22 protein-coding genes and 1 pseudogene are annotated in these 25,569 nt (G+C 75.4%); 13 read left to right on the forward strand and 10 right to left on the reverse strand.

The features are described from left to right. Positions 1-43: 43 nt before the first annotated feature. Both BN2279_RS17565 and BN2279_RS17570 read right to left on the reverse strand, forming a co-directional pair. Entirely contained in the window at positions 44-1,288 is a 1,245-nt protein-coding gene (locus BN2279_RS17565) for a PP2C family protein-serine/threonine phosphatase (protein ID WP_079032247.1), read from the reverse strand. Then, positions 1,233-2,780, reverse strand: a complete 1,548-nt coding sequence (locus tag BN2279_RS17570; protein ID WP_234347976.1) for a sensor histidine kinase — start codon at positions 2,778-2,780, stop codon at positions 1,233-1,235. Before BN2279_RS17570 ends, BN2279_RS17565 begins: the two co-directional genes overlap by 56 nt. 171 nt (positions 2,781-2,951) lie before the next feature. Between BN2279_RS17570 and BN2279_RS17575 the strand changes: the two genes are divergently transcribed. From BN2279_RS17575 to BN2279_RS17595, 5 genes and pseudogenes are all read left to right on the forward strand, one after another. Next, complete coding sequence (locus BN2279_RS17575; protein WP_059010653.1) at positions 2,952-3,323, forward strand: hypothetical protein; 372 nt, start codon at positions 2,952-2,954, stop codon at positions 3,321-3,323. A gap of 56 nt (positions 3,324-3,379) precedes the next feature. Beyond that, positions 3,380-3,751, forward strand: coding sequence for a response regulator (locus BN2279_RS17580; protein WP_079032285.1), 372 nt, complete (start codon positions 3,380-3,382; stop codon positions 3,749-3,751). 116 nt (positions 3,752-3,867) lie between these two features. Beyond that, entirely contained in the window at positions 3,868-5,676 is a 1,809-nt protein-coding gene (locus BN2279_RS17585) for a glycoside hydrolase family 15 protein (RefSeq protein WP_059010657.1), read from the forward strand. Between the two features lie 87 nt (positions 5,677-5,763). After that, positions 5,764-6,702: pseudogene (locus BN2279_RS17590) on the forward strand (lycopene cyclase family protein); the annotation flags it as partial. 182 nt (positions 6,703-6,884) lie between these two features. Then, positions 6,885-8,387: an FAD-dependent oxidoreductase gene (locus tag BN2279_RS17595; protein ID WP_059010956.1), complete on the forward strand. Its 1,503-nt coding sequence runs from the start codon at positions 6,885-6,887 to the stop codon at positions 8,385-8,387. 33 nt (positions 8,388-8,420) lie between these two features. On the opposite strand, the gene BN2279_RS17600 is transcribed toward BN2279_RS17595, so the two are convergent. The 4 genes from BN2279_RS17600 to BN2279_RS17615 form a co-directional block, all read right to left on the reverse strand. After that, on the reverse strand, positions 8,421-9,413 hold the full coding sequence (locus BN2279_RS17600) for a Rieske (2Fe-2S) protein (RefSeq protein ID WP_059010659.1): 993 nt from the start codon (positions 9,411-9,413) through the stop codon (positions 8,421-8,423). Then, positions 9,410-10,405 carry a phytoene/squalene synthase family protein gene (locus tag BN2279_RS17605; RefSeq protein ID WP_059010660.1) on the reverse strand — a complete coding sequence of 332 codons (996 nt, stop codon included), beginning with the start codon at positions 10,403-10,405 and terminating at the stop codon, positions 9,410-9,412. The genes BN2279_RS17600 and BN2279_RS17605 overlap by 4 nt, the downstream gene beginning before the upstream one ends. Further along, positions 10,402-11,937 carry a phytoene desaturase family protein gene (gene crtI, locus BN2279_RS17610; RefSeq protein WP_059010662.1) on the reverse strand — a complete coding sequence of 512 codons (1,536 nt, stop codon included), beginning with the start codon at positions 11,935-11,937 and terminating at the stop codon, positions 10,402-10,404. The genes BN2279_RS17605 and crtI overlap by 4 nt, the downstream gene beginning before the upstream one ends. Before the next feature lie 228 nt (positions 11,938-12,165). Continuing rightward, the gene (locus tag BN2279_RS17615) at positions 12,166-12,807 is read right to left on the reverse strand and encodes a TetR/AcrR family transcriptional regulator (RefSeq protein ID WP_059010664.1); all 642 of its coding nucleotides are present in this window, start codon (positions 12,805-12,807) and stop codon (positions 12,166-12,168) included. A 130-nt stretch (positions 12,808-12,937) separates the two neighbouring features. Here BN2279_RS17615 and BN2279_RS17620 point away from each other — a divergent pair, with 130 nt between their 5' ends. From BN2279_RS17620 to fabG, 3 genes are all read left to right on the forward strand, one after another. Continuing rightward, the gene (locus tag BN2279_RS17620; protein WP_059010666.1) at positions 12,938-14,086 is read left to right on the forward strand and encodes an acyl-CoA dehydrogenase family protein; all 1,149 of its coding nucleotides are present in this window, start codon (positions 12,938-12,940) and stop codon (positions 14,084-14,086) included. Between the two features lie 28 nt (positions 14,087-14,114). Then, positions 14,115-15,302 (forward strand): thiolase family protein, encoded by a 1,188-nt coding sequence (locus BN2279_RS17625; protein WP_059010668.1) that lies wholly within the window; start codon positions 14,115-14,117, stop codon positions 15,300-15,302. A gap of 76 nt (positions 15,303-15,378) precedes the next feature. Then, positions 15,379-16,137, forward strand: coding sequence for a 3-oxoacyl-ACP reductase FabG (gene fabG / locus BN2279_RS17630; RefSeq protein ID WP_059010670.1), 759 nt, complete (start codon positions 15,379-15,381; stop codon positions 16,135-16,137). On the opposite strand, the gene BN2279_RS17635 is transcribed toward fabG, so the two are convergent. Next, positions 16,118-17,329: a PucR-like N-terminal domain-containing protein gene (locus tag BN2279_RS17635; protein ID WP_059010672.1), complete on the reverse strand. Its 1,212-nt coding sequence runs from the start codon at positions 17,327-17,329 to the stop codon at positions 16,118-16,120. The genes fabG and BN2279_RS17635 overlap by 20 nt on opposite strands. 457 nt (positions 17,330-17,786) lie before the next feature. Here BN2279_RS17635 and BN2279_RS17640 point away from each other — a divergent pair, with 457 nt between their 5' ends. After that, the gene (locus tag BN2279_RS17640; RefSeq protein WP_059010674.1) at positions 17,787-18,863 is read left to right on the forward strand and encodes a glutamate--cysteine ligase; all 1,077 of its coding nucleotides are present in this window, start codon (positions 17,787-17,789) and stop codon (positions 18,861-18,863) included. 268 nt (positions 18,864-19,131) lie between these two features. Then, entirely contained in the window at positions 19,132-19,314 is a 183-nt protein-coding gene (locus BN2279_RS29460; protein ID WP_159037258.1) for a hypothetical protein, read from the forward strand. Between the two features lie 100 nt (positions 19,315-19,414). On the opposite strand, the gene BN2279_RS17645 is transcribed toward BN2279_RS29460, so the two are convergent. After that, complete coding sequence (locus BN2279_RS17645; RefSeq protein WP_059010676.1) at positions 19,415-20,389, reverse strand: helix-turn-helix transcriptional regulator; 975 nt, start codon at positions 20,387-20,389, stop codon at positions 19,415-19,417. Positions 20,390-20,453: 64 nt separating this feature from the next. Here BN2279_RS17645 and BN2279_RS17650 point away from each other — a divergent pair, with 64 nt between their 5' ends. Further along, a complete protein-coding gene (locus tag BN2279_RS17650; protein WP_079032251.1) occupies positions 20,454-21,950 on the forward strand; it encodes an MFS transporter in 1,497 nt (498 codons plus the stop codon). A gap of 42 nt (positions 21,951-21,992) precedes the next feature. Here BN2279_RS17650 and BN2279_RS17655 read toward each other — a convergent pair whose 3' ends face one another. Then, on the reverse strand, positions 21,993-22,955 hold the full coding sequence (locus tag BN2279_RS17655) for a DUF5996 family protein (protein ID WP_059010679.1): 963 nt from the start codon (positions 22,953-22,955) through the stop codon (positions 21,993-21,995). 269 nt (positions 22,956-23,224) lie between these two features. Here BN2279_RS17655 and BN2279_RS17660 point away from each other — a divergent pair, with 269 nt between their 5' ends. Further along, positions 23,225-24,073: an arylamine N-acetyltransferase family protein gene (locus tag BN2279_RS17660; protein WP_079032252.1), complete on the forward strand. Its 849-nt coding sequence runs from the start codon at positions 23,225-23,227 to the stop codon at positions 24,071-24,073. Positions 24,074-24,136: 63 nt separating this feature from the next. Beyond that, positions 24,137-24,772, forward strand: coding sequence for a class I SAM-dependent DNA methyltransferase (locus BN2279_RS17665; protein ID WP_059010681.1), 636 nt, complete (start codon positions 24,137-24,139; stop codon positions 24,770-24,772). Between the two features lie 24 nt (positions 24,773-24,796). On the opposite strand, the gene BN2279_RS17670 is transcribed toward BN2279_RS17665, so the two are convergent. Beyond that, complete coding sequence (locus BN2279_RS17670) at positions 24,797-25,552, reverse strand: phospholipid scramblase-related protein (protein WP_059010682.1); 756 nt, start codon at positions 25,550-25,552, stop codon at positions 24,797-24,799. Between the last annotated feature and the right edge of the window lie 17 nt (positions 25,553-25,569).

Here is a 25,569-nt window from a genome sequence, read left to right on the forward strand (position 1 = left end):
CAAGTGCGGTGCGCTGTGTGGTGCTTGTCGAACGTGTGACCGTTCAGGGGTGCGAAGGGTTGTGCGGTTCGCTCCGCGCGTTCCACCCGAGGTGCAGGATCGCCAGATCGTCGGTGTGCCGGTCGGCGTTGAGCGCGCGGACGGACCGGAGCAGCGCGTCGAGGTGGCTGTCGGGGTCGGGGTGGGCGGTGTCGTCGATGAGGCGGATCAGGCCGTCCGTGCCCAGGCGCCCGTCCGCGTCGTCGCAGTGCCCCTCGATCAGCCCGTCCGTGTACAGCATCAGCGCGCCGGACGGCGGGAGGGCGACCGTCGTCGGGAACCAGTGGTTCAGGCCGGGCGCGATGCCCAGGGCCATGCCGTGTCGGGCGTCCAGCGGCGCGGTGCCGTCCTCGGTGACGAGCAGGGGCTCGTGGTGGCCCGCGAGGTGGATCGTGGCCCGGCCGTTCGCCAGGTCGAGGCTGAGCAGGCCGCAGGTGGCGAACAGGTCGTCCCGGGTCCGTTCCGCGACGAGAATCCGCTCCAGCAGTTCCAGCAGCGCGGTGCCGCCGTGGCCCGCGAGGGTGAGGGCGCGCCAGGTGATGCGCAGGCAGACCCCGAGCGCCGCCTGGTCCGGGCCGTGGCCGCTGACGTCCCCTATCACCGCGTGCACGACCCCGTCGGGGGTGCACACGGCATCGAGGAAGTCACCGCTGAGCAGGGCGCGTTCACGGCCGGGCAGATAACGCGTGATCGCCCGGACCGCCGAGGTGCCGAGCAACGGGCGCGGCAGCAGGCCGCGTTCGAGCCGGGCGTTCTCCTGGGCGCGGGCCCGGTTCTCCCGCAACTCGGCCCCGGCCCGCTCCACCTGCTTGCGGTGGACGGCGTACCGCAGGGCCCGTTGCAGCAGTTCGGGCTCGACCTTGCCCTTGACCAGGTAGTCCTGCGCGCCCGCGGCCACCGCCTCGGCGCCCGCGGCGGACTCCGCGAGGCCGGTCAGCACAATGATCGCGGCCTCGGGGACGGTCCGCAGGATGGTGGTCACGGCGGCCACGCCCGAGGCGTCCGACAGGTGGAGGTCGAGCAGGACGCAGTCCGTCGGCCGGTCCGCCAGCTCGGCCAGCGCCTCGGCGAGCGAGTGCCGCCACCGCAGCGTGTGGCGCAGCCCGGTGTCGATGAGCAGTTCCTCGACCAGCAGCGCGTCCGCCGCGTCGTCCTCGACCAGCAGGATGCGCAGCGGCGCGGCGGCGGGAAGGTCATGGCCGGGACTCCGCGCCGGTCCCCCCGGCGGCCACCGGGTCCGCCTCGTCATCGGCCGGCAGCTCCGTGCCGACGGGCAGCGTGAAGACCATCCGGGCGCCGGGGGAGTGCGTGACATCGACGGCGATGGTGCCGCCGTACGTCTCGACGATCTTCTTGCACATCGCCAGGCCGATCCCGCTGCCCGGGTACGCCTCCTTGGCGTGCAGGCGCTGGAAGATGGCGAAGACCCGCTCGGCGTACTCCGGGTCGATCCCGATGCCGTTGTCGGTGACGGCGAACCGCCACCAGCCGTCCTCCTCGGCGACCGACACGTGGACGCGCGGCGCCCGGTCGGGGGCGCGGAACTTCACGGCGTTCGACAGCAGGTTCTGCCACAGCATGCCGAACTGCGTGGGGTCGCCCACCACGTGCGGCAGCGGGTCGCGGGTGATCTCGGCGCCGGACTCCTCGACGGCGACGCTCAGCGCGTCCGCGGCGCGGTCGAACGCCTCCGCCAGGTCCACCACGGTCCGCTGGGTGTGCAGCCGGCCGACGCGGGAGAAGTCGAGCAGGTCGTTGATCAGGACCTGCATGCGGTTGGCGCCGTCCACCGCGAAGCCGATGTACTGGTCCGCCCGGTCGTCCAACTGCCCGCCGTACCGCCGCTGGAGGAGCTGGCAGAAGCTGGCGACCTTCCGCAGCGGCTCCTGGAGGTCGTGCGAGGCGACATAGGCGAACTGCTCCAACTCGTCGTTGGACCGCCGCAGTTCGCCCGCCTGGTCGTCCAGCCTGCGGCGGGCCTGCTCGGCGAACGCCAGTTCGTCCACCAGTCGGCGCCGCATCTCCTCCACGTCGCCGCCGAGTTGCCGCAGATCGGCCGGGCCGGTCGCGACCAGCGGGTGACCGAAGTCGCCCTGGGCGACCTGCCGCGCCTCGGCCGAAAGGCGTTCCAGGGGAACGGTCACCCCGCGCCGCATGCCCTCGAACGCGAGCACGGCCAGCGCCACGAGGACGGCGGCGATGGTGAGGAACACGGCGTTGCGCAGCCGCATGGCGTCGGTGAGGTCGGCGCGGCCGGCGTCGGCGGCCTCCTCGAAGTGGGCCTGCTGGACGGCGAGGGCGTCCCGCAGCGCGTCGAACTCCGGCTTCCCCGCCTCGGCCAGCTCGGCGGCCAGCTCCGCCGACGCGTCCGGCCCGGCGGCCGTCAGGGGCTCGGCGACGCGCTCCTGCCAGGCGCGCGCCCGTTCCAGGACGAGGTCGAGGTCGGCCCGCGCCCCGGCGTCGCCGGCCGTCAGCTCCCGCAGCCGCCCGGCCGCCGCCTCCTCGTCGGCCCGGCCCTGCGAGTACGGCTCCAGGAACTCGGCGCGGCCGGAGAGCCCGTAGCCCCGGATGCCGGTCTCCTGGTTGACCAGCGCGGTCTCCAGCCGGACCGCCTCGACCAGGGCCGGCGCGCTGACCTCCGTCAGCCCGTCGGTGACGTCGGTGGTCCGGTACAGGGCGGCGGCGCCCAGCGAGCCGAGGATCGCCAGCAGGACCAGCGCGCCGCCGGCGACCACGGTCATCCAGCGCCGCGTCGTCCACCGCGGTCCTCGTCGCGAGCCACCGGCCGTCATGACGTTCTCCCTGTTGCGGTCCCGGGCGGGCGCCGGGCGTGCCCCGGGCCCGGCACAGGATACAGGTGCCTTGACAACCCGAGTTGTCAGCGGGTGGCGGCGGAACCTACGCTGTGCCGCATGCCCGGCATCCACTTCGCCCTGCGCCTCGACGAACGGGAGATCGCGTTGCTCGCCGACGCGGCGATCGACGACGCCGCCCAGCGCCTCGCCGCGCGGGCCTTCGGCCCCCTGCCCGCCGGGCCGGGGCGCAAGACGGCCGGCGACGCCGAGCAGACCGACGCGCTGGCGCTGCTGCACGCCCTGGTGCACCTCCAGCGCGCGGTGGACAGGCAGCTCGACCGGGCGGCGGAGCACGCCGCCCGCGCCGGGGCCGGGTATCCGGACCTCGGTGAGGTGTGCAACATCAGCCGGCAGGGCGCCCGCCGCCGGTGGCCGGGCCTGGTGCCGTCGGAACGGCGCCGCCCCACGACTCACAGGAGCCGACCGTGACCACGTCCGTGCCCCCGTACGACATCCTGCTCGTCGAGGACGACCCGGCCGACGCCATGCTCATCGAGGACGCCCTGCGCGAACGGGGCTCCTCACGCTCGCTCACCCAGGTCCCCGACGGCGTCGCCGCCCTCGACTACCTGCGCGACCCCGAGCGGGCACGCCCCGACCTGATCGTCCTCGACCTCAACATGCCGCGCATGAACGGCCGCGAGCTGCTCGCCGTGCTGAAGGAGGAGGAGGCGCTGAAGATGATCCCGGTGGTGGTGCTGACCACCTCCGCGGCCCCCGACGACGTCGCCGCCGCCTACCGCAGGCACGCCAACGCGTACGTCAGCAAGCCGGTCAACCTGGACGACTTCACCCGCGCCGTGCACAGCATCGACGCCTTCTACCTGGAGACCGCCGCCAAGGTGCCCCGGGACTGACCCCTCCCCGCCATGGCCCCTCACCACTTCGCGCCCGGCCGCCGGGACTGCGCCGCGCCTTTCGCGGGCAGGCGAACCCCTGGTGCCCGGGGGTGTGGCCGAGGAGGTTCGTTGCCGTGGCGGAAGCCGGGATAGAGGACTACGCGCTGCTGGGCGATCTCCAGACGGCGGCGCTCGTGGGGCGGGACGGCGGGATCGACTGGCTGTGCCTGCCCCGGTTCGACTCGCCCGCGTGCTTCGCCGCGCTGCTGCCCGACGAGAGCGCCGGGCGGTGGGCGCTCGCCCCCGAGGCGGGCGGGACGGGCGCCGCCCGCCGCTACCGGGGCGATTCGCTGGTGCTGGAGAGCGAGTGGCGCACCCCCGAGGGCGTGGTGCGCGTCGTGGACTGCATGCCGCCGCGCGGCGAGGCGGCGGACGTGGTGCGGCTGGTCGAGGGCGTCTCCGGCGCCGTGCCGATGCGCATGGAGCTGCGGCTGCGTTTCGACTTCGGGCACATCGTGCCGTGGATCACCCGCGCCGGCGAGGACGTTCGCGCCGTCGCCGGGCCCGACGCGGTGTGGCTGCGCACGCCCGTGGCCACCGAGGGGCTCGACGAGGGCGTGGTGCGGGCCGCGTTCACCGTGCGGGCGGGCGAACGGGTGCCGTTCGTCCTGACCTACCAGTCCTCGCACCTGCCGCGTCCACAGCCTGTGGACGCGCTGTGGGCGGTGCCCGACACCGAACGGTTCTGGGAGTCGTGGATATCCGCCTGCCGGTACGAGGGCCAGTGGCCGGCGGCGGTACGGCGGGCGCTGGTCACGCTGAAGGCCCTCACCTACGCGCCGACCGGCGGCATCGTCGCCGCCGCCACCACATCGCTGCCCGAGGAACTCGGCGGCGCCCGCAACTGGGACTACCGCTACTGCTGGCTGCGCGACTCCGCCTTCACCCTCCAGGCGCTGCTGGAGACCGGGTTCGTGGAGGAGGCCGCGGCCTGGCGGGAATGGCTGCTGCGCGCGGTGGCCGGGGACCCCTCCGACCTCCAGATCATGTACGGCCTCGACGGCACCCGCCGCCTCCCCGAGGCCACCCTCGACTGGCTGTCCGGCTACCAGGGTTCGGCGCCGGTACGGACCGGGAACGCGGCGGCCGGACAGTTCCAGCTCGACGTGTGGGGCGAGGTGCTGGACTGTCTGCACCTGGCCCGGGACAGCGGCCTGGCCGGGGCCGAGACGGCGTGGAACCTGCAACGGGCGCTGCTGGACCACCTGGAGGGAAGCTGGCGCGATCCCGACAACAGCCTGTGGGAAGTCCGGGGCCCGCGCCGCCACTTCACGCACTCCAAGGTGATGGCCTGGGCCGGCCTCGACCGCGCGGTGCGGGCCGTGCGGCAGCACGGCCTGCCCGGCCCGGCCGGGCGGTGGGCCGCGCTGCGCGACCGGATCCACGCGGAGGTCTGCGAACGCGGCTACGACGCCGAACGGAACACGTTCACCCAGTTCTACGGCTCGCGCGGGCTGGACGCGGCGCTGCTGCTGATGCCCCGCGTCGGGTTCCTGCCGTGGCACGACCCGAGGATGCGCGGCACCGTCGAGGCGGTGCGACGCGAGCTGCACGAGGACGGGTTCGTGCTCCGCTACCGCCCGGAGGCCGACGACGGCGTGGACGGACTGCCCGGCGCCGAGGGCGCGTTCCTCGCGTGCAGCTTCTGGCTCGCCGACGCCCTGCACGGCACCGGGCACCGCCGGGAGGCCCGCGACCTGTTCGAGCGGCTGCTCGATCTGCGCAACGACGTCGGGCTGTTGAGCGAGGAGTACGACGTCAAGCGCGGGCGCCATCTGGGCAACACCCCGCAGGCGTTCAGCATGGTCGGCCTGGTCAACACCGCCCGCTACCTCAGCGGCACCCCGATCGGCACCCAGGACAGCGGAGGCGTCGGGGACTGAGCCGCGCCGCCGGTCGCCGCGTCCGTCCGGGTGGCAGCGAGTGTCGCCCGCCGGGTCCGGCGCCCCCGGTGCGGCAGCATCGCGCGTATGAGCGATGGGCCGGCGGCCGGTGACGCCGTGGACGTGGTGATCGTCGGCGCGGGCGCCGCCGGTCTCTCCCTCGCGCACCGGCTGCCGGACACCGCGTCCGTGGTGCTGGTCGACGCCCCGGCCGGGCCGCTGCGCCCGCCGGAACGCACCTGGTGCTTCTGGGAGGAGGGGCCCGGCGAGTACGACGACGCCGTCTCCGCGTCCTGGGACCTCCTGCGCGTGCGCGGCGCGGACGGGCGGCCGGCCCAGGGGAGTGCGGCGCCGCTGCGCTACAAGATGCTGCGGTCACGGGCGTTCGAGGCGCTCGTCGCCGAACGGCTGCGCGGGCGGCCCGCGTTCCGGCGCGTCGAGGCCGCGGTGGACGCGGTGCGCGACCTGCCGGGCGGCGGGGCCGAGGCGCGCGGTGTCGCCGGGGACGGGCGGCGGATCGCGCTGCGGGCCCGCTGGGTCTTCGACTCCCGGCCGCCGCGCCGCCTGCCGCCCGCGCGGACCACGCTGTTCCAGCACTTCCGCGGCTGGTTCCTGCGCGCCGAGCGGGCCGCGTTCGAGCCGGGCGTCGCCGACCTCATGGACTTCCGCGTCCGCCAGCCGGACCGAGGGCTGTCCTTCGGCTACGTGTTGCCGTTCGGGCCGCGCGAAGCGCTGGTCGAGTACACCGAGTTCACGCCCGCGCTCCTCGACCGCGACGGCTACGAGCGGGCGTTGCGGCACTACACGCGGGACGTGCTGGACCTGGGCGCGGTGCGCGTCCCCGCCGTCGAGCAGGGGGTGATCCCGATGACCGACGCCGCCTTCCCCCGCCGCGCGGGGACATCGGTGTTCCGGATCGGCACGGCGGGCGGCGCGACGCGTCCCGCGACGGGCTACACCTTCGCCGCCGTATCCCTCCGACGCCGCCGGCCCAGAGGGTACAGATTCGCTCTCGGGCGGCCCCCTTCGTCCCACATAAGGTGATACACGCCACCCTCTGTCTCTCATACACCACTCTCCACTTCCCCCGTGTCATAAGACGCGATCCCAGCCCGGCCGGGGCGGCGGCCCGCCGCCGACCGCCCGGTCCGGGCCGGGAGGTCGGGGGGAACGGCGGCGCGCGGCCCGGCGGGGCCGGGCGGGCCCGGCTGCTGGCGCCCGCGCGGGGCGGGGCCCGGGCCGGGGACACGCCGCCCGCCGTGGCCGTGGTCGGCGGCGGCGTCGCCGGGCTGGCGGCGGCCACGGCGCTGGCCGAACGCGGCGTGCGCGTCACGGTGTTCGAGCGCGAGGCCGCGCTCGGCGGGCGGCTCGCGGGCTGGGACATCCGCCTGGCCGACGGCTCCGCCGCGACGATGTCGCGCGGCTTCCACGCCTTCTTCCGCCAGTACTACAACCTGCGGGGGCTGTTGCGGCGCGTCGATCCGGAGCTGCGGATGCTGACCGGGCTGCCCGACTACCCCCTCCGGCACAGCGGCGGCCTGTGCGACGGCTTCGCCCGCGTGCCGCGCACCCCGCCGTGGAGCGCGCTGGGCTTCGTCGCGCTCAGCCCCAGCTTCGGGTGGCGCGACCTGCTGCGGATGAACCCGGCCGCCGCTTGGCCGCTGCTCGACGTCCGCGTGCCGCGCGTGTACCGGCAGCTCGACGGGACCAGCGCGGCCGGTTTCCTCGCGGACATCCGCTTCCCGGCGGCGGCGCACCATCTGGCGTTCGAGGTGTTCTCGCGGAGCTTCTTTGCCGACCCGCGCGAACTGTCGGCGGCGGAGCTGGCGTTGATGTTCCACATCTACTTCCTCGGCAGCTCCGAGGGCCTGTTGTTCGACGTGCCGGACGAGCCGTTCCCGCGCGCCCTGTGGGACCCGCTGCGCCGATACCTGGAGAGCCACCGGGCCGTGGTCCGCACCGGGACCGCCGTCGAACGGGTCGCGCCCGTGCCGGGCGGCGGCGTGGACGTCACCGCCGACGGGGGCGGGACCGGGCGCCATGACGCGGTGGTGCTCGCCCTCGACCCGGCCGGGCTCCGCGCGCTGGTGGCCCGGTCGCCCGCCCTCGGCGACGGCAAGTGGCGCGACCGCGTCGCCCGGCTGCGGACCGCGCCGCCGTTCCTGGTGTCCCGGCTCTGGCTCGACCGGCCCGTCGCCCCGGGCCGGCCCGGCTTCCTCGGCACCAGCGGCTACGGCCCGCTGGACAACATCAGCGTCCTGAACGCCTGGGAGGGCGAGGCGGCGCGCTGGGCGGCGCGCACCGGCGGCTCGGTCGTGGAACTGCACGCCTACGCCGTCGATCCCGGCGCGGACCGGACGGCGGTGGAACGGGACCTCGTCGCACGGGCGCGGCACGTCTACCCCGAGCTGGGCGCGGCGCGGACGGTGGACGCGCGGCATGTGTGGCGGGCCGACTGCCCGCTGTTCGCGGTCGGCGGCTGGCCGGACCGCCCGGCCGTGCGCGGCCCGCACCCGGAGGTCGTCCTCGCGGGCGACGCGATCCGCACCGCCCTGCCCGTGGCCCTGATGGAACGCGCCGCGACGACCGGCTTCCTGGCCGCCAACGCCCTCCTGTCCCGCTGGGACCTGCGCGGACACCCCCTGTGGACGGTGCCCGACCGGGGCCGCTCCCCGGCCCTGCGCGCGCTGGCCCGCCTGGGCCGGGGGTGACCACGCGCCCGGGTCAGCCCGGGTCAGCCCAGGTCAGCCCGGGAAGCGGCCGGTCCGGCGCAGGTGGTGGCGGCGCTCGGCGTAGGCCAGGTCGTCCCGCCACAGGCGGGCCGCCGTCGCCCGCAGCAGCGGGCGGAGCAGCGGTGCCGCGCCACGGGCCAGGGCGAAGCCGGGGCGGCCGGAGGTGGCGATGACCGCCTCCACGACGGCGGTACGGCCGGGGGTCAGCGGCGTCGCGTGCGTCTCGACCACCGAGCCGAGGCCCTCGCCGCCGGTGATCCGCATCGTCACCGTGCGCGGCTCCGGCGCGGTGAACACGGCGCGGACCGGGACGACCGCCCGCCCGGCCACCCGGAACGACACCTCCACCGTGAACCCGTCGCCGCCGCCGTCCCCGTCACCACCGTCCCCGGGCGCCCGGACCGTCAGATCGGCGAACGCGTACGGGTGGAACCACGCGCCGTGCCACGGGTCCAGCCGGTTCGCCAGCACGTCCTCCGGCTCGCACGCGCCGACGCCCGTCCACACCGCCTCCAGCGCCCCGGCCCGGTCCGGCCGGGCCGGGATCACCGGGCGCGGCAACGGCTCCTCGCCGCCCGCCGCGTCCAGCCGCACCCACGCCAGCACCCCGTCGTCGTGCGCGGGAAAGGGCTCCCAGCCCGCGAACGGCCCGCCGTCCAGCGCCAGTCCGTGCCAGTGGCAGATCACCCGGCCGCACCGCACCCGGCTGTCCCGCAGCGGCGCCCCCAGATGGGGGCAGGCGCCGGGCCCGGCCAGCAGCCGTCCGGCGCCGTCCCGCCAGGCGACGACCTCCGTCCCGGCGACCGTACGGCCGAACGGCCGGTCCCGGCCGATGTCCCGGGACGCGGCGAGCACGTACCAGTTCCCCGAGGGCCGGGCCGTGGCGCGCTTCAGCGCGGCGGCGATCAGGCCGGGGGAGGCGTCGCGCCAGGTGGGCCGCTGGTCCTCCCACGCGACCGGGCGCCGCAGGCGCAGCGGGAAACGGGCGGAACGACCGGGGTTCACGCGACCCCCTCGCCCTCGACGGCGGGCCCGGCGGTGCTCTCGGCGGCGGGCCGGGCCGCCGAGGCCCGCAGCCGGGCCGCGGCGACGCGGCCCAGACCGCCGAGCGCCACGGCCGCCCGCCTGCGGCGCGGCACCACGGCCCGGCGGTGCAGCACGGCGTAACCGTCGTCCGCGATGGCGTCGAGAATCCCGGCGTACAGGGTGAACGCGGTCGCGATGCACGGCCGCGCCACCGGGTCCAGCAGGGCGACGCCCGGCGCCGCCTCGCGGTAGACACCGCGCGTCAGCTCGGCCGCCGCGACCAGCGCGGCGGTGATCCGCCGGTCGTGCCGTCCCGTGTCGCGGCTCCAGCGCAGCAGCGCGCGGTCCACGCCGTGGGCGGCGAGCAGGTCGGCGGGCAGGTAGATCCGGCCCCGGTCCAGGTCCTCGCCGACGTCGCGCAGGAAGTTGGTGAGCTGGAACGCCACGCCCAGCGCCGCCGCGTGCGGCGCGGCCAGCTCGCGCGGGACGACCGTGCCGAGCACCGGCAGCATCTGGAGGCCGATCACCGCCGCCGAGCCGTGCATGTAACGCCGCAGGTCCGCGTAGGTCGGATAGTCGGTGACGACCAGGTCGTCGCGCATGGAGACCAGGAAGTCGGCGAAGTGGCCGTGGTCGATGCGGTACCGCGCGGCGGTGTCCGCAAGCGCCGTCACCACCGGGTCACCCGTCGCCGCGCCCCGCAGCCCGGCGGCCAGGCGGGCCGCGAGCCCGTCCAGCGCCGCCGCCCGCTCCTCCGGCGTGGCGCCGCCGGCCAGGTCGTCGACCACGTCGTCGGCCCGGCGCGCGAAACCGTACAGCGCGTGGACCGCCGGGCGGCGCGCGGCGGGCAGCAGCCGGGTGGCGAGGAAGTACGTCTTGCCGTGCCGCGCGTTGAGCCGCCGGCACCGCCGGTACGCGTCGCGCAGGACCGGGTCGGTGATGCCGGCCGCGTCCAGCTCCCGCGCGGTCACCGCGCGGCCCCGACCAGCACGGTCCGGCGCCGGGCCCCGGCCGTGCCGGTGATCCGGGCGGCGGCGAGCTTGCCGGACAGCAGCACGGTCGGCACGCCGACGCCCGGCGTCGTGCCGCAGCCCGCCAGCACGGCGTTCGCCGTGCCCCGCACCAGATTCCGCGGCCGGAACGGGCCCGTCTGCGCGAAGGTGTGCGCGGCGGAGAACGGCGTTCCCGCCGCGTGCCCCGCGTCCGCCCAGTCGGCGGGCGTGATGAGGCACTCCGCCTCCACGGCCGCGCCCAGACCGGCCAGCCCCCGGCGTTCCAGCTCCGCGACCAGGCTGTCGCGGTACCGCGCGCCGAGGCCGTTCCGCCAGGCGCGGGCGTCCGGGCCGATGGCGGTGTTGGGGCACGGCGCCAGCACGTAGTGCAGGTGCCGACCGGGCGGCGCGAGCGACGGGTCGTGTGTCGTGGGGCGGGTGACCAGCAACGACGGGTCGCTCATCAGGCGGCCGGCGCGGGTCAGTTCCTCGAACGTGCCGTGCCAGGCGCCGCCGAACGAGAGCGTGTGATGCCCCAGCTCCGGCCAGGTGCGGTCGGTCCCGGCGTGCAGCACCACGGCGGACGGCGCGTGCCGCAGCGCCACCGGGCGGCGCGGGCGGCGGCCGAGCAGCCGGTACGCGACCGGCAGGTCGGGCGTCAGCACGACCGTGTCGCACGGCAGCCGCAGCCCCTGGGCGGTGTGGACGGCGGCGACGCGGGAAGCGTCGCCGGGGGACCGTTCCAGCCGCGTCACCTCGTGGCCGAAGTGGAACGCGGCGCCCGCCCCGGCCGCCGCGCCGGCCAGGGCGCGCGGCACCGCGTGCATGCCGCCGCGCGGGAACCAGACCCCGGCGACGGTGTCCATGTACGCGATCACGGCGTACGCGGCGAGGGCGCGGGCGGGCGGCACACCCGCGTACAGGGACTGGAAGGAGAAGACGCGGCGCAGCCGTTCGTCCGACAGGAACCGGCCGATCCGCGCGTCCAGGCGGCCGAAGCCGCCGAGCGCGGCGAGCCGGGCCAGGTCGGGGTGGAGGAGCTGGAGCGGGGAGTCGAAGTTGGCGTCGATGAAACGGGCGAGCTGCGCCCGGTACACGTCGGTGAGCCACTGCCGCAGCCGCCGGTACCCGGCCGCCTCGCGCGGCCCGGCGAACCGGCGCACCTCCTCCTCCATCGCCTCCGCGTCGGTGTGCACGTCGAGGCCCGAGCCGTCGGCGAACCGGGCGCGGTAGGCGGGGTGCAGGGGCACCAGCGCGAGGTGGTCGGCGGTCGTGGCGCCCACGGCGGCGAGCGCCTCCTCGATCAGCCCGGGCATGGTGAGCACGGTGGGGCCGGTGTCCATGCGGTAGCCGCCCCGGTCCAGGAGCCCGGCGCGCCCACCGGGCACGGCGGCCCGTTCGACGACGGTGACGCGGCGGCCCGCGCCGAGCAGGTGCAGGGCGGCGGCGAGGCCCGCCAGCCCGGCGCCGACGACCACGACGTGGTCGGTGCGCCCGCCGATCCGCCTCACCGCGCGGCCGCCCGGTCCGTGCGGGGGGCTGCGTCGCTTCGCATCGCGCTTCCTCTCGTCGCGTCCGCCGGGCGCCCGGGATGCGGCGGAATGCCGGGAAGGCGCCCTTCGTGCTCTTCCCCGGTGGGGGCGCGGCCGGACGGCGGGAGGCGCGAAGGCGCTCGAACGGGCGCGGCCCGAACGGCGGGACGCCCCGGATCGCGAGAAGGCTCAGGAAGGCAAGGGGGCTCAGGGGGACGAGGAGGGGCGGACGCGGGCGAAGCGGAACTCCAGTCCGTCGAGGAGCGCCTCCAGGCCCGTCTCGAAGGCGCCCTCGTCGATCTCCTGCTGGTGGTCCGCCAGCAGGTGCGCCTGGCCGAGGTGGGGATAGGCGCCGCTGTACAGGCTCGCGTCGGCCGGGAAGCCGGAGGCGAAGGAGCCGAGGGCCGAGCCGGTCACGAAGTACCGCATCAGCGCGCCGATCCGGGTGGCGTGCGGGCGGGGCCAGCCGCCCTCCACCAGCCCGCCGAAGACCGCGTCGGCCAGCCGCAGCGCGCCCGGCCGGCGGCCGGGGCCGCGGGCCAGGACCGGGACGAGGTTGGGGTGGGCGGCCAGCGCCGCGCGGTAGGAGCGGGCCCAGTCGCGCAGCGCGGTCCGCCAGTCGAGGCGGCCGAACATCGAGATGTCGACCTGCGCGAGCACGCTGTCCGCGACCGCGTCGACCAGCTCGTCCATGGTGCGGAAGTGGTTGTACAGCGACGGCCCGCTCACGCCCAGCTCCGCCGCCAGCCGGCGCGTGGACAGCGCCGGCAGGCCCTCGGTGTCCGTGATCCGCAGCGCCGCCTCGACGATGCGGTCGCGGCTGAGCAGCGGGCGGCGCGGCCGGCCCATGACGCACCTCCGGGGCGGGCGAGCGGGATTCCTGGGAGGCTACACGCTTCCCCGGGCCGGACCGGCCGTGTATCGTCCTGTAAAACTAGCAGTGCTAATCAAATGGTCCGATCGTCACGGAGTGCCCGCCATGAACCTGGAGCTCGACGAGGAACAGGTGGCCGTCCGGCGGCTGGCCGCCGAGTTCACCGACCGGGAGATCGTGCCCCACGCCACCGCGTGGGACCGCGCCGAGTCCGTCGACCGCGCCATCGTCGGCAAGCTCGGCGCGCTGGGCTTCCTGGGGCTGACCATCCCCGAGGAGTACGGCGGCTCGGGCGGCGACCACCTCGGGTACTGCCTGGTCCTGGAGGAGCTGGGCCGCGGCGACTCCGCGGTGCGCGGCATCGTCTCCGTCTCCCTCGGCCTGGTCGCCAAGTCGATCAGCTCCTACGGCGACGAGAAGCAGAAGCGCGAGTGGCTGCCGCGGCTCTGCTCCGGCGAGGCCCTGGCCTGCTTCGGCCTCACCGAGCCGGGCACCGGCTCCGACGCCGGGAACCTCGCCACCCGCGCGGTCCGGGCCGGCGCGGACTGGCTGCTGACCGGCTCGAAGATGTTCATCACCAACGGCACCTGGGCCGACGTCGTCCTCGTCTTCGCCCGCACCGGCGGTCCGGGACCGAAGGGCGTCACCGCGTTCCTCGTGCCCACCTCCGCGCGCGGCCTGGAGCGCCGCACCGTGCACGGCAAGCTCGGGCTGCGCGGCCAGCCCACCGCCGAGCTGACGTTCGACAACGTACGGGTGCCCGACAGCGCCCGGCTCGGCGCCGAGGGCCAGGGCTTCAAGGTGGCGATGGCCGCCCTCGCCAAGGGCCGGATGTCGGTCGCCATCGGCTGCGTCGGCATCGCCCGCGCCAGCCTGGAGGCGGCCGTGACGTACGCGGGCCAGCGCGAGCAGTTCGGCAAGCCGATCGCCTCCCACCAGCTCGTCCAGGAGCTGCTGGCCGACATCCGCGTCGAGACCGACGCGGCGCGGCTGCTGACCTGGCGGGTGGCCGACCTCATCGACCGGGGGCAGCCGTTCGCCACCGAGTCCTCCATAGCGAAGCTCTACGCCAGCGAGGCGGCGGTCCGGGCGGCGAGCAACGCCCTCCAGGTGTTCGGCGGCTACGGCTACATCGACGAGTACCCGGTCAGCAAGTACCTGCGCGACGCCCGCGTGATGACCCTGTACGAAGGCACCAGCCAGATCCAGAAGCTCATCATCGGGCGGGACCTGACGGGCGTCAGCGCCTTCTAGGCCACGGCAGACGGGACCCTTACGCACCATGCGCACCGTTCATTTCGTCGCCGCCCGCCGCACCCCCATCGGGCGGCTGCGCGGCGCCCTGTCCACCGTCCGGCCCGACGACCTCGCCGCCACCGTCGTGCGCGGCCTGCTCGCCGACGTGCCGGCCCTCGACCCGGCCCGGATCGACGACGTCTACTGGGGCGCCGCCAACCAGGCCGGCGAGGACAACCGCAATGTCGCCCGGATGGCCGTCCTGCTCGCCGGGCTGCCCGAGTCCGTCCCCGGCGCCACCGTCAACCGGCTGTGCGCCTCCGGCCTGGAGGCCGTCACCTCCGGGGCCCGCGCCGTCGCCGCCGGGGAGGCGGACATCGTGCTGGCGGGCGGCTCGGAGTCGATGAGCCGCGCGCCGTTCGTCGTGCCGCGCCCGGACGAGGCGCTGCCGAGGGCGCTGACGACGTACGACACCCGGCTCGGCTGGCGGCTGACCAACCCGCTGATGAAGGAGCTGCACGGCGTCCTCGCCATGGGCGAGACCGCCGAGGAGGTCGCCGCGCGGTACGGGGTCAGCCGTCAGGACCAGGACGCGTTCGCGCTGCGCAGCCATCTGCGGGCGGCCGAGGCGCGCGGGAAGGGCCTGTTCGACGGCGAGATCCTGCCCGTCACCCGGCCCGACGGCGTCGTGGTGGACCGGGACGAGGGCATCCGCGAGGACACCACCGCCGAGCGGCTGGCCGGGCTCAAGCCGGTCTTCCGCGACGGCGGCAGCGTCACCGCGGGCAACTCCTCGCCGATGAACGACGGCGCCGCCGGTCTGCTGCTGATGAGCGACGAGGCCGTGCGCGAGCTGGGCCTCACGCCGCTCGGCCGGTACGCGGGCGGCGCCAGCGCGGGCGTCCACCCCGACGTCATGGGCATCGGCCCGGTGCCCGCCACCCGCCGGGTGCTGGCCCGCGCCGGCCGGAGCGTCGAGTCGGTCGAGACGGCCGAGGTCAACGAGGCGTTCGCGGCCCAGGCCCTGGCGTCCGTCCGGGAGCTGGGCCTCGACCCGGAGCTGGTCAACCCCGACGGCGGCGCCATCGCGCTCGGCCACCCGCTGGGGTGTTCCGGCGCCCGCATCCTCACCACCCTGCTGCACCGCATGGCCCGCACCGGTGCCCGGCGCGGCCTGGCGACGATGTGCGTCGGCGTCGGCCAGGGCAGCGCCGTGCTGGTCGACCGCGACTGAGACCGCGACCGGGACTGAGACCGGGACTGAGACCGCGCCCGGAGATCGGGTCCACCCACCACCGAGGAGAGTTTCCGTGAGCAGGTTCACCGGCAGGACCGCCGTCGTCACCGGCGCCGCGCAGGGCATCGGCGCCGCCACCGCCCGCCGACTGGCCGGCGAGGGCGCCGCCGTCGCCGTGGTCGACCTGACCGCCGAGCGCGCCGAGCCCGTCGCCGCGCGCATCCGCGAGGAGGGCGGCAAGGCCCTCGCCTACGGCTGCGACGTCGCGGACGAGGACGCGGTGCGCGCCGCGTTCGACCGCGTCGCCGAGGACTTCGGCGGCCTGCACATCCTCGTCAACAACGCGGGCATCACCCGGGACAACCTCTTCTTCCGGATGCCGAAGGCCGACTGGGACGCGGTGCTGGGCGTCAACCTCACCAGCGCCTTCATCTGCGCCCAGGCCGCGCAGGTCCGCATGGTCGAGCAGCGCTACGGCAAGATCGTCTCGCTCAGCAGCCGGTCCGCCCTCGGCAACCGGGGCCAGGCGAACTACGCCGCGGCCAAGGCCGGCATCCAGGGCCTGACCGCGACCCTCGCCATCGAGCTGGGCCCGTACAACATCAACGTCAACGCCGTCGCCCCCGGCTACATCGCCACCTCCATGACGGCCGCCACCGCCGCCCGCGTCGGCGCCTCGGCCGAGGAGCACCAGCGGGCCGTCGCCGAGCGCACCCCGCTGCGGCGGGTCGGGCAGCCGGAGGAGATCGCGGCCGTGGTGGCGTTCCTCGCCAGCGACGACGCGTCGTACGTCAGCGGCCAGACGCTCTACGTCAACGGCGGGGCTCGCTGACGCCCAGCGCCCGGGTGCGCAGCGCCAGCATCGCCTGGAACCGGAACGCCGGATCGGACAGCCGGGTCCCGAACAGGTCCTCCAGTTGCCGGATGCGGTACCGGGCGGTCTGCGGGTGGATGTGCAGCGTCTCCGCCACCTCGGGGGCGGTCCGCCGCCAGGACATCAGCAGCGCGTCCAGCGTCTCGGCGAGGCGGGCCGCCTTCCCCGGCGTCAGGTGCCGCAGCGGGTACAGGGCGCGGTCGGCGACCAGGTTCCCCACGGGCGCGCCGTTGAGCAGGTGCACGTCGACCAGATGATCGGCGGCGTCCACCATGCCCTGCGGGCCGCGCGGCGACCGGCGCAGCAGCTTCAGCGCCAGCCGGGCGCAGTGCAGCGAGATCCACGCCCGCTCCGGCGGCACGGTCGGGCCGAGCACGGCGGGCGTGGCGTCGCCGAGGGCCTGCCGCAGCCGGGTCACCCGCCCGCTCGTCTCGGGGTCGGGCACGATCAGGTGCAGCACGTTGCCGCGCCGCAGCGACAGGATCTCCTCGTCGGAACCGGCCGGGGCCTCCGTCATGGAGGGCACCACGACGCAGGCGACACGCTCCGGCCACGGCCACTTCGCGCGGGCCGCGAGCAGCTCGACCGGCTCGGCCGAACCGGCCGGGCCGGGCTCCAGAAGCCGCTCCGCCAGCAGGCGGCGGGCGCGGGGCACATCGCCGACCATCTTGGCCATGGCCGCCGAGTACCCCCTGACCGCCTCCTCAGACAGGGCGCTGATGTGGACGAGGACCGCGTCACTGAGGCTGATCAGCACTTCTTCGGGGAACGAGGCGGCGCGGGCGACCGCCACGTACTGGCGGGCGGCGACCCGGGCGCCCACGCGGTAGGCGGCCTGGAGCAGGTCGGTGCTCCGCCCGTTGAGGTACTCCAGGCGGCCCAGCCGCTGGAAGTAGTCCGCGTGGTGGTCCTGCGAGCTGTCCGGGTCCTCGATGAGCTCCACGAACTGTTCCAGCGCGCGCCGCACGGTCGTCACCAGGTCACGGCCCACGGCCGAGTCGAGAGGCTGCCGGTAGGCGTCGACCTCTCTTCGGATCGAGCTGATGATCTCGGCCTCGATCTCGCCCAGGCGCGGTCGCAGGAGCCCCGCCAGCGCGGGCGGCAGATCGCGCCAGGGGTTCTGGGTGATCGCGGCTTCGGTGCGTGGCATCGCGGCCCTTCCAGACGACGGACGTGAGGAAACCAGCCACTCCGGTCGGCAGTCGGTGGTCGGTGGCGCCACGGCGGAGGCCGGCCGGCGCTGTTAGTTACTCAACGGTAACGGCCTGATCAGAGCCGGGGAAGAGCGGGGACACGAGACACTGAGCCGGGTGAGCCCTCTGTGCCGCATACCGCTCAGGTCCTTGAGCGGGACCGCGTGAACCTTGCTAAGGCCCTGACAAGTTTCCGCCCGGAGCCTGCCCGGGAGCCGGGCGGGTGGGTCAGGATGCGGCTCCGGCCGGCCGCCCAGGCGGCGGGTGGCGGGACGCCGGGCGGGCCGCGCCGCCGGGCCCGGGTGGCCGTCCGTCCCTCCCTCACGGACGGCCACCCGCACCTCTTTTCCGCCGGTCCGGCTCCGCGGAAGCCGGTTTTGTTCGGCCCGGCCCGGACGGGGTAGCCGCACTCGCGTGCGAACCATTGGTGTAGAGGAAGAATTGCTGCTCGTCGACGCGGAGTCCGCCCGGCCGCGCGCCGTCGCGGGCGCCGTGCTGGCCGGGGCGGACGAGGAGGCCGACGAGGTCGTGGCCGAGCTCCAGCAGCAGCAACTGGAGACGAACACCACCCCGTGCGCCACGCTCCCCGAACTCCGCGCGGAGATCCGGGGCTGGCGCCGCCGCGCCGACGAACTCGCCGCGAAGGAGGGCGCCGAAGTCGCCGCGCTGGGCACCTCGCCGCTCCCCGTCGCGCCCGAGCTGACGCCCGGCGGCCGGTACCGGCGGATGGCCGAGGCGTTCGGCCTCACGGCTCAGGAGCAGCTCACCTGCGGTTGCCACATCCACGTCCAGGTCGAGTCCGACGAGGAGGGCGTCGCCGTCCTGGACCGGATCCGCGTCCGGCTGGCGCCGCTGCTGGCGCTCAGCGCCAACTCCCCGCTCTGGCAGGGCTGGGACTCCGGCTACGCCAGCTACCGCTACCAGGTCTTCGGCCGCTGGCCGACCACCGGGCCGACCCCGGCGTTCGGCTCCGCCGAGGGCTACCACGGCACGGTCTCCCGCCTCCTGGCCACCGGCACCCTGCTGGACCAGGGCATGGTCTACTTCGACGCCCGGCTCTCGGCCCGCTACCCGACGCTGGAGGTCCGGATCAACGACGTCTGCCAGGACGCGGACGACGTCGTCCTGCTGGCGGGCCTGGTGCGTGGCCTGGTCGAGACGGCGGCCCGCGAGTGGCGGGACGGCGTGCCCGCGCCGGAGGCCGACACCGGCCTGCTGCGCCTGGCCGCCTGGCGGGCCAGCCGCTCCGGCCTGGACGGCGCGCTGCTCCACCCGGCGACGCAACGCCCCGCCGCCGCCCGCGAGGTCGTCGAGGAGCTGGTGGACCACGTGGCGGACGCCCTGCGCGACGCGGGCGATCTGGAACTGGTCCGCTCCGGCGTGGAACGCCTGCTGATCGACGGCAACGGCGCCGCCCGCCAGCGCGCGGCCCACCACCGCGGCGGCCCCACCGAAGCGGTCCGCGACGCGGTCGCCCGCACCCGCGCGTAGGGCCGCCGTTCCGGCCTCCGCGGGGCCAGGCGCCCTGGGCGGGGAAGGGACGCGGTTTGGCCGGGCTCCCGGATGTGCGCGAGTACGGCGCCGCCGCGTACGGGCCCCGAGCCGCGCTACCGCCCATGCCCGGGGGCCTGGGACCACGCGGCCTGATCCACCAGGCCCCGGAAGCCCCCGGTGCGCGCCCTTGGCGTTACTCGGGGCGGAACCGGGGCACCCGATCAGTTGTCGCCGGATACACAAAAAGGGGAAGGAGCTGGTCGACATGGCAGCAGGCAAGAGGCTCGTGCGCGGCGCGATCGTCATGCTGGGTGCCAAGGCGCTCCGTTCGCGCCGGCGCCCCGGGACCACGTCGCCCGGAACCCGGGCGGGTGGCGGCTCAGGAGCGGCCGGTGTGGTGAGCCGCCTGGTGAGCAAGCAGTTGCGCGGACGGCGCGGGCGGTACTGAGCGCCGCACGGCGCCGAGCGCCGGACCGCCGGAGGGCACCCGTCCCGGGGTGCCCTCCGGTGTGCTGTGGTCGGGCGGGCCGTGGTCGGGCGGGCTGTCGTCAGTCCCCCGCCGCCCGCCGGTAGCGGTCGGCCAGCCGCCGCAGCGCGTCGGCCAGTTCGGGCTCCGCCGAGGCGTCGAAGTCCACCCCCAGCACGCTCAGCCACTCCGCCATCGTCTCCGGCCGGTCCGCGCCCGTCCGCAGCACGCACGTCCGTTCGTCCACGGCCTCCACCGTCCCGACCCACGGCGGCAGCCGTTCCGCCACGGCCTCCGCCGGGGCGTGCAGCACCACCCGCGCCCGGTACCGCCACGGCGCGGTCGCCACCCCGCGCGAGACGTACGCCGCGACGTCCTCGTCCGGCAGCGGCCTCGGCGCGAACCTCGGGCCCGTCGGGACGCGCGGCTCCATCCGGTCCACCCGGAACGTCCGCCAGTCCGCCCGCCCGGTGTCCCACGCGATCAGGTACCAGCGGCGCCCCCACGTCACCAGCCGGTACGGCTCCACGTCGCGGCGCCCGGCCGTTCCGTCGTGCGCCCGGTAGTCGAACCGCAGCCGCTCCCGGTCCCGGCAGGCCGCCGCGATCGTCGTCAGCAGCTCCGGCGGTACACCGCGGTCGCCCGGCCCCGGCCGCCGGCCGGGACCGACCGCGACCGTGTACGCCTGGAGCGCGCCGACGCGGCGGCGCAGGCGCGGCGGCAGCACCTGCTCCAGCTTGGCCAGCGCCCGCAGCGACGACTCCTCGATCCCCTCGACCGAGCCGCCGGTCGCGGTGCGCAGGCCGACCGCGACGGCGACGGCCTCGTCGTCGTCCAGCAGCAGCGGCGGCAGCGAACTGCCCGCGCCCAGGCGGTAGCCGCCGACCACGCCCCGGGTGGCGTGGACGGGATAGCCGAGCCGCCGCAGCCGCTCGATGTCGTTGCGGATTGTCCGGGTGGTCACCTCCAGGCGTTCGGCCAGGTCGGCGCCGGTCCAGTCGCGCGGCGTCTGGAGAAGGGAGAGGAGGCGCAGCAGGCGCGCGGAGGTTTCGAGCATGTTCCCCAGTCTGCCGCGCGATATAGGAACGGACTGTTCCTAAAGCGCTGGAAGTGTGGTCCCCATGGAGAACACGACTGCATCCACCGACCGGCGCTGGCTCGGCTTCTTCGCCGTCCTCGCCGCGATGATCATGAACCTGCTCGACTCGACCGTCGTCAACGTGGCCGCCCCCTCGATCCAGGCGGACCTCGGCGGCTCCGACGCGAGCCTCCAGTGGATCGCCGCCTCGTACACGCTGGCGCTGGCGGTCGGCCTGCTCACCGGCGGACGGCTCGGCGACATGTTCGGGCGCCGCCGGATGATGCTGATCGGCGTGGCGGGCTTCCTGCTCGCCTCCATGGCGTGCGCCCTCGCCTGGGCGCCGGGCGTCCTGATCGCGGCTCGGGTCGCGCAGGGGCTGTTCGGCGCGGTGATGATCCCGCAGGCGTTCGGGCTGATCCGTGACCTGTTCCCGCCGCGCGAGATCGGCAAGGCGTTCGGCGCGCTCGGCCCGGTCATCGGACTGTCCACGATCCTCGGGCCGGTCGTGGCCGGTCTCCTGGTCGACGCGGACCTGTGGGGCACGGGCTGGCGGATGGTGTTCTTCATCAACCTGCCGCTGGGCGCCTTCGCGCTCCTGGCCGGCCGGGCCGCCCTGCCCTCCCGCCCCGGCGCGGCGGCCGGCGGCATGCGGCTGGACTGGACCGGCGCGCTGCTCGCGGGCCTCGGCACGTTCCTGCTGGTCTACCCGCTGGTGCAGGGCCGTGAGCAGGGCTGGCCGGCGTGGCTGCTGGCGGTCGGGGCCGGCGCGGTCATCGCCCTCGGCCTGTTCGTCGCCCACCAGATCCGGCACGGCCGGTCCGGCGGTACGCCGCTGGTCGAGCTGAGCGTGCTGGCCAAACGGTCGTATACCTCCGGCGTCGCGTTCGTCATCGTCTTCTTCGGCTCGATCGTCGGCTTCTCGCTCGCCCTCGGGCTCTTCCTCCAGATGGGCCGCGGCTTCAGCCCGGTGCGGGCGAGCCTGACGATGGCGTCCTGGGCGCTCGGCGCGTTCTTCGGCTCCGGCTTCGGCGCCACGATGATGGCGCGGCTGGGCCGCCGCATCCTGCACCTGGGCCTGGCGCTGATGGCCACCGGGCTGGTCGGGCTGACCGTGGTGTACGACCGGGCCGGCATGGACATCGACGGCCTGGACCTGGCGCTGCCGCTGATCGTCTACGGGTTCGGCATGGGCATGATTTTCGTGCCGCTGTTCGACATCATCATGGGCGAGATCCGCGACCACGAGGTCGGCTCGGCCGCGGGTCTGCTGGAGTCGTTCCAGCAGTTGGGCGCGAGCCTGGGCGTGGCGGTGCTCGGCACGGTCTTCTTCTCCGCCGGGAGCTTCCTCGACGCGACGCGGCAGGTGACGTTGCTGGCCCTGGGCCTGACGGTGCTCGCGTTCGCCCTGGCCTTCCTCCTGCCGAGGCGGGCCCGCCCGACGGGCCACACCGCGCCGGAGCCCGGCGGCACCGCCGACGCCGGTGACGCCGCCCCCGATGACGACGCGGCCGGGGCGCGGGAAGCCGCCCTGGTCTGACGGACCCCCGCCCCCGACCGGCCCCGTTCCCGCGCCTGACGCTCAGGCGAGAACGGGGTCGGTCACGCCGTGCGGGCACTCCCGGGCCCGCGGCCACCCCGCCAGATCGGCGCCCGCGCGGTAGGCGCTGTGGTAGAGCGCCTGGATGTCGCCGCCCGGGTCCGGCGCGGTCCGGACCGCCTCGTACGGCAGCAGCGCCAGGTGCGACCCGCCCCGGTCCACCCACCGCGCGCCCCCCGGCAGCAGCGGACGCTCCGCGATGCCGTCCGGCTCGGGCGCGGTGTACGTGTAGAACGCGGGCTCGGGCACCTCGTCGTCGCCGAACCAGAAGCCCGAGCTGATGACCTCCCGCGAGTACGCCTCCCGGGTGACCGGATCCGTCGAGGCGTCGCTGCCGACCCGCCGGTCGGAGAACCGGGTCACCGCGAGGTCGAACGTGTGCCAGAAGTGGTGGACCGGGCTGATCTTCCCCGCGTACCCGGCGGCGGCGACCTCCAGCTCCAGGGCGACCCGGCTGAGGACGCGCCAGTACGTGGACACCGCGTCCTGGTCGTACGCGCGGTGCTCGGTGTCCTGCGCGAACGGCCGGTCGGCGTCGGGCAGGTCGAACGGACGCGGGATGTGCGGCCGGACGCCGATCCCCAGATCGGTGAGGGCGGTGGTGACGAGGTCGTAGAACTCGGCGACCGACCGCCCGGCGAGCGGGAACGCGACCTCCTCCCCGGCCAGCGTCCGGATCAGCAGCCGGTGAGCGACGAAGTCGAAGTCGATGGTGAAGATCCGGCGGCTCACGGGATCGCGCGTCGGCCGGGTGGTGACGCCGTTGCCGGTGACGTGGAACGGCACGTGCCACCAGTGGTTCCGCCGCGGCCCGGCGGCCAGCCGGATCTTGCCGACGATCTGGAGGAACCGGTGCACGGTCTCCTTCGTCGGCCGCCACGCGTCGAGGGGGAACGCCGGGTACTGCTCACGCGCCGCGGGATCCACGGCGGCCACGGATCTCATGGGACCCACTGTGAACGCGCCCCCGGCCCCCGGCAACCGGGGGCCGCCGACGGCGACCGACCCCTCGTCCCGGCCGCCGCCCGCGTCCCACGACGCCGCCGACGCGTCGGCTCCGCGTGCCGACGGCGCACAGGAACACACGAAGGATCACCCCGGATGGTTCACCAGTTCAGCGGAAAATCCGCACAGCGGCCTACGTCGCGAGGACCAGCCCGGATGCGCCGGGGGTCCGACGCGGACCGGCGCGGGCCGCGCGTACGGTCGGACGCATGAGCAACGCGACGGCCCCCGCGGCCACCGAAGTCCCTTCTCCCGACGCTCCGTTCCGGCTGGACCTCGACGCGTACCTGGCGCGGATCGGCTGGTCGGGCCGGCGGGGGGCGAGCGTCGGGGCGCTGCGCCCGGGCCCCCGGGCGCACGCCCACGCCCTCCCGTTCGAGAACCTCGACTCGCCGCGCGGCATCGCGCCGTCCCTGGCGCTGCCCGACCTGGAGGCGAAGCTCGTGCGGAGCCGCCGAGGCGGCTACTGCTTCGAGCACAACACGCTGTTCGCCGCCGCGCTGGAAGCCCTCGGCTTCGAGGTGACGCGGCTGGCCGCCCGGGTCCGGGTCGGCGACCCCACCGCGATCCGGCCGCGCACGCACAAGACGCTGCTGGTCGGCGTGCCCGGCGACCCGGCGCGCCACCTGGCCGACGTCGGGTTCGGCACCAACGGCGCGCTGCTGGAGGCGATCCCGCTGACCGCAGGCCCGGAGACGCACGACGGCGACCGCCGCCACCGCCTGCTGCGCGAGCCGCACCACGGCCTTGAGGACCTGTGGGTGCTCCAGGCGTTCCTCGACGGCGCCTGGCGCGACCAGTACGCGTTCAACCGCGACCCGTGGGAGCCGGCGGACTACGAGGCGATGAACTGGCACGTCGCCACGAACCCGCGCTCACCGTTCCGGCACACCCTGCGCGCGCAGCGCACCCGGCCCGACGCCCACCTGTCCCTGATGGGCCGCACCCTGACCGTCACCCGGGCGGACGGCAGCCGGGAGGAGCGCGAGCTGGCCGACGAGGCGGAGGTCCGGCGGGTGCTGACCACGGACTTCGGCATCGACGTCCCGGCCGCCTGAGCGCACCCGCCCCCGCGCCGGCCCGGGGGCGGAACGGGGAGAGAAAAGGTACCGTCCTCGGACGTGACCGAACCCGCATTCCTCCGCGCCACCCGGGCGTCCTGGGACGCTCTCGCCGCCGACTACGCCGAGCGGTCCCGGCACGAGCCGGCGTCCAAGCCGCTGGCACGGGCCATGCTCGGCGCCTTCGCGGAGACGGTCAGGACCGGCCCGGTGGTGGACGCCGGGTCGGGGCCCGGCCATGTGACGGCGTTCCTCGCCGCCCTCGGCCTGGACATCCGGGGCATCGACCTGTCGCCCGGGATGGTCGCCGAGGCCCGGCGCGCGCATCCGGGGCTGCGGTTCGACGTGGGCACCATGACCGCGCTGGACCTGCCGGACGGCGCGCTCGCGGGGCTCGTCGCCTGGTACTCGATCATCCACGTCCCGCCGGACCGGCTGCCCGGGGTGTTCGGCGAGTTCCACCGGGTGCTGGCCTCCGGCGGGCGCCTGCTGCTGGCGTTCCAGGTCGGCGACGAACCCCGGCACGTCACCGAGGTGTTCGGCCACCCCGTCACCCTCGACTTCCACCGGCTGCGGCCCGCCCGCGTCGCGGAGCTGCTGGAACGCACCGGGTTCGTCGTGGACGCACGGCTGGAACGCGCGCCCGACGCGAGCGAGCGGTCCCCCCAGGCCCACATCCTGGCCCACCGGCCCTGAACGCGTCGAGCGCCGCCGATGGGCTCAGCCGAGGCCGCGGGCGTCCTGCTTGAGCGCGATGTCCACGGTCAGCCCGGCGGCCACGACCAGGCTCAGCAGCGGATCGGCCAACGGGCGGTGCATCTGGAGGACGTAGTGGTCCGCCGTGGCGAACATGATCTTCGCCGCACCCTCCCGGGTCCTGGTGATCCGGGCGATCTCGGCGCCGGCGTCGTCCACGACGGCATAGCTCGCCCCGCGCCGGTCCTCGGCCTTGATCACGCCGAGCACCCGGCCGTCGCCCCGGATCGCGAAGCTGACCTCGCCGAAGGCGCCCTGCTGGACGATCTCGCCGACCGGGCGCCCGTCCGGACGCGTCACCAGCACCCGGGACATGGGGAACTTCGCGGGCCGGGTGAGCATCAGCACCGGCTGCTCGTGCGCGTCGCGGATCTCCATGTGGTGGGTCGTGAACTGGTCGAGCCTGCTGAGGAAGCGCGCCACCTTCGTCAGGGGACTCCGGCCGACCTGGACCACCGAGCCGATGGCGCGGCCCTGCTGGTCGGACACGCCGTACTCGTTGATCAGCTCGGTCACCTTGGCCCTCGGGTCCACCGCCAGGACCGGCTCGCCGAACAGCGTGCCGCCCCCGGTCCCCGGCACCGTCCCGGCCTCCTGACGCGGCCTCGGTCCCGGCCGGGTGTGTTCCGTCCACCGGGTGCCGTCCCACCAGCGCATCAGGTCCGGCGCGCCGTGCGGGTCCCCGTACCATCCCGCGGGAACGTTCGTTTGCGCGGTCATGCCGCGCAGGCTACCCC

The sequence above is a fragment of the Streptomyces specialis genome, assembly GCF_001493375.1.
Lineage (GTDB): Bacteria > Actinomycetota > Actinomycetes > Streptomycetales > Streptomycetaceae > Streptomyces > Streptomyces specialis.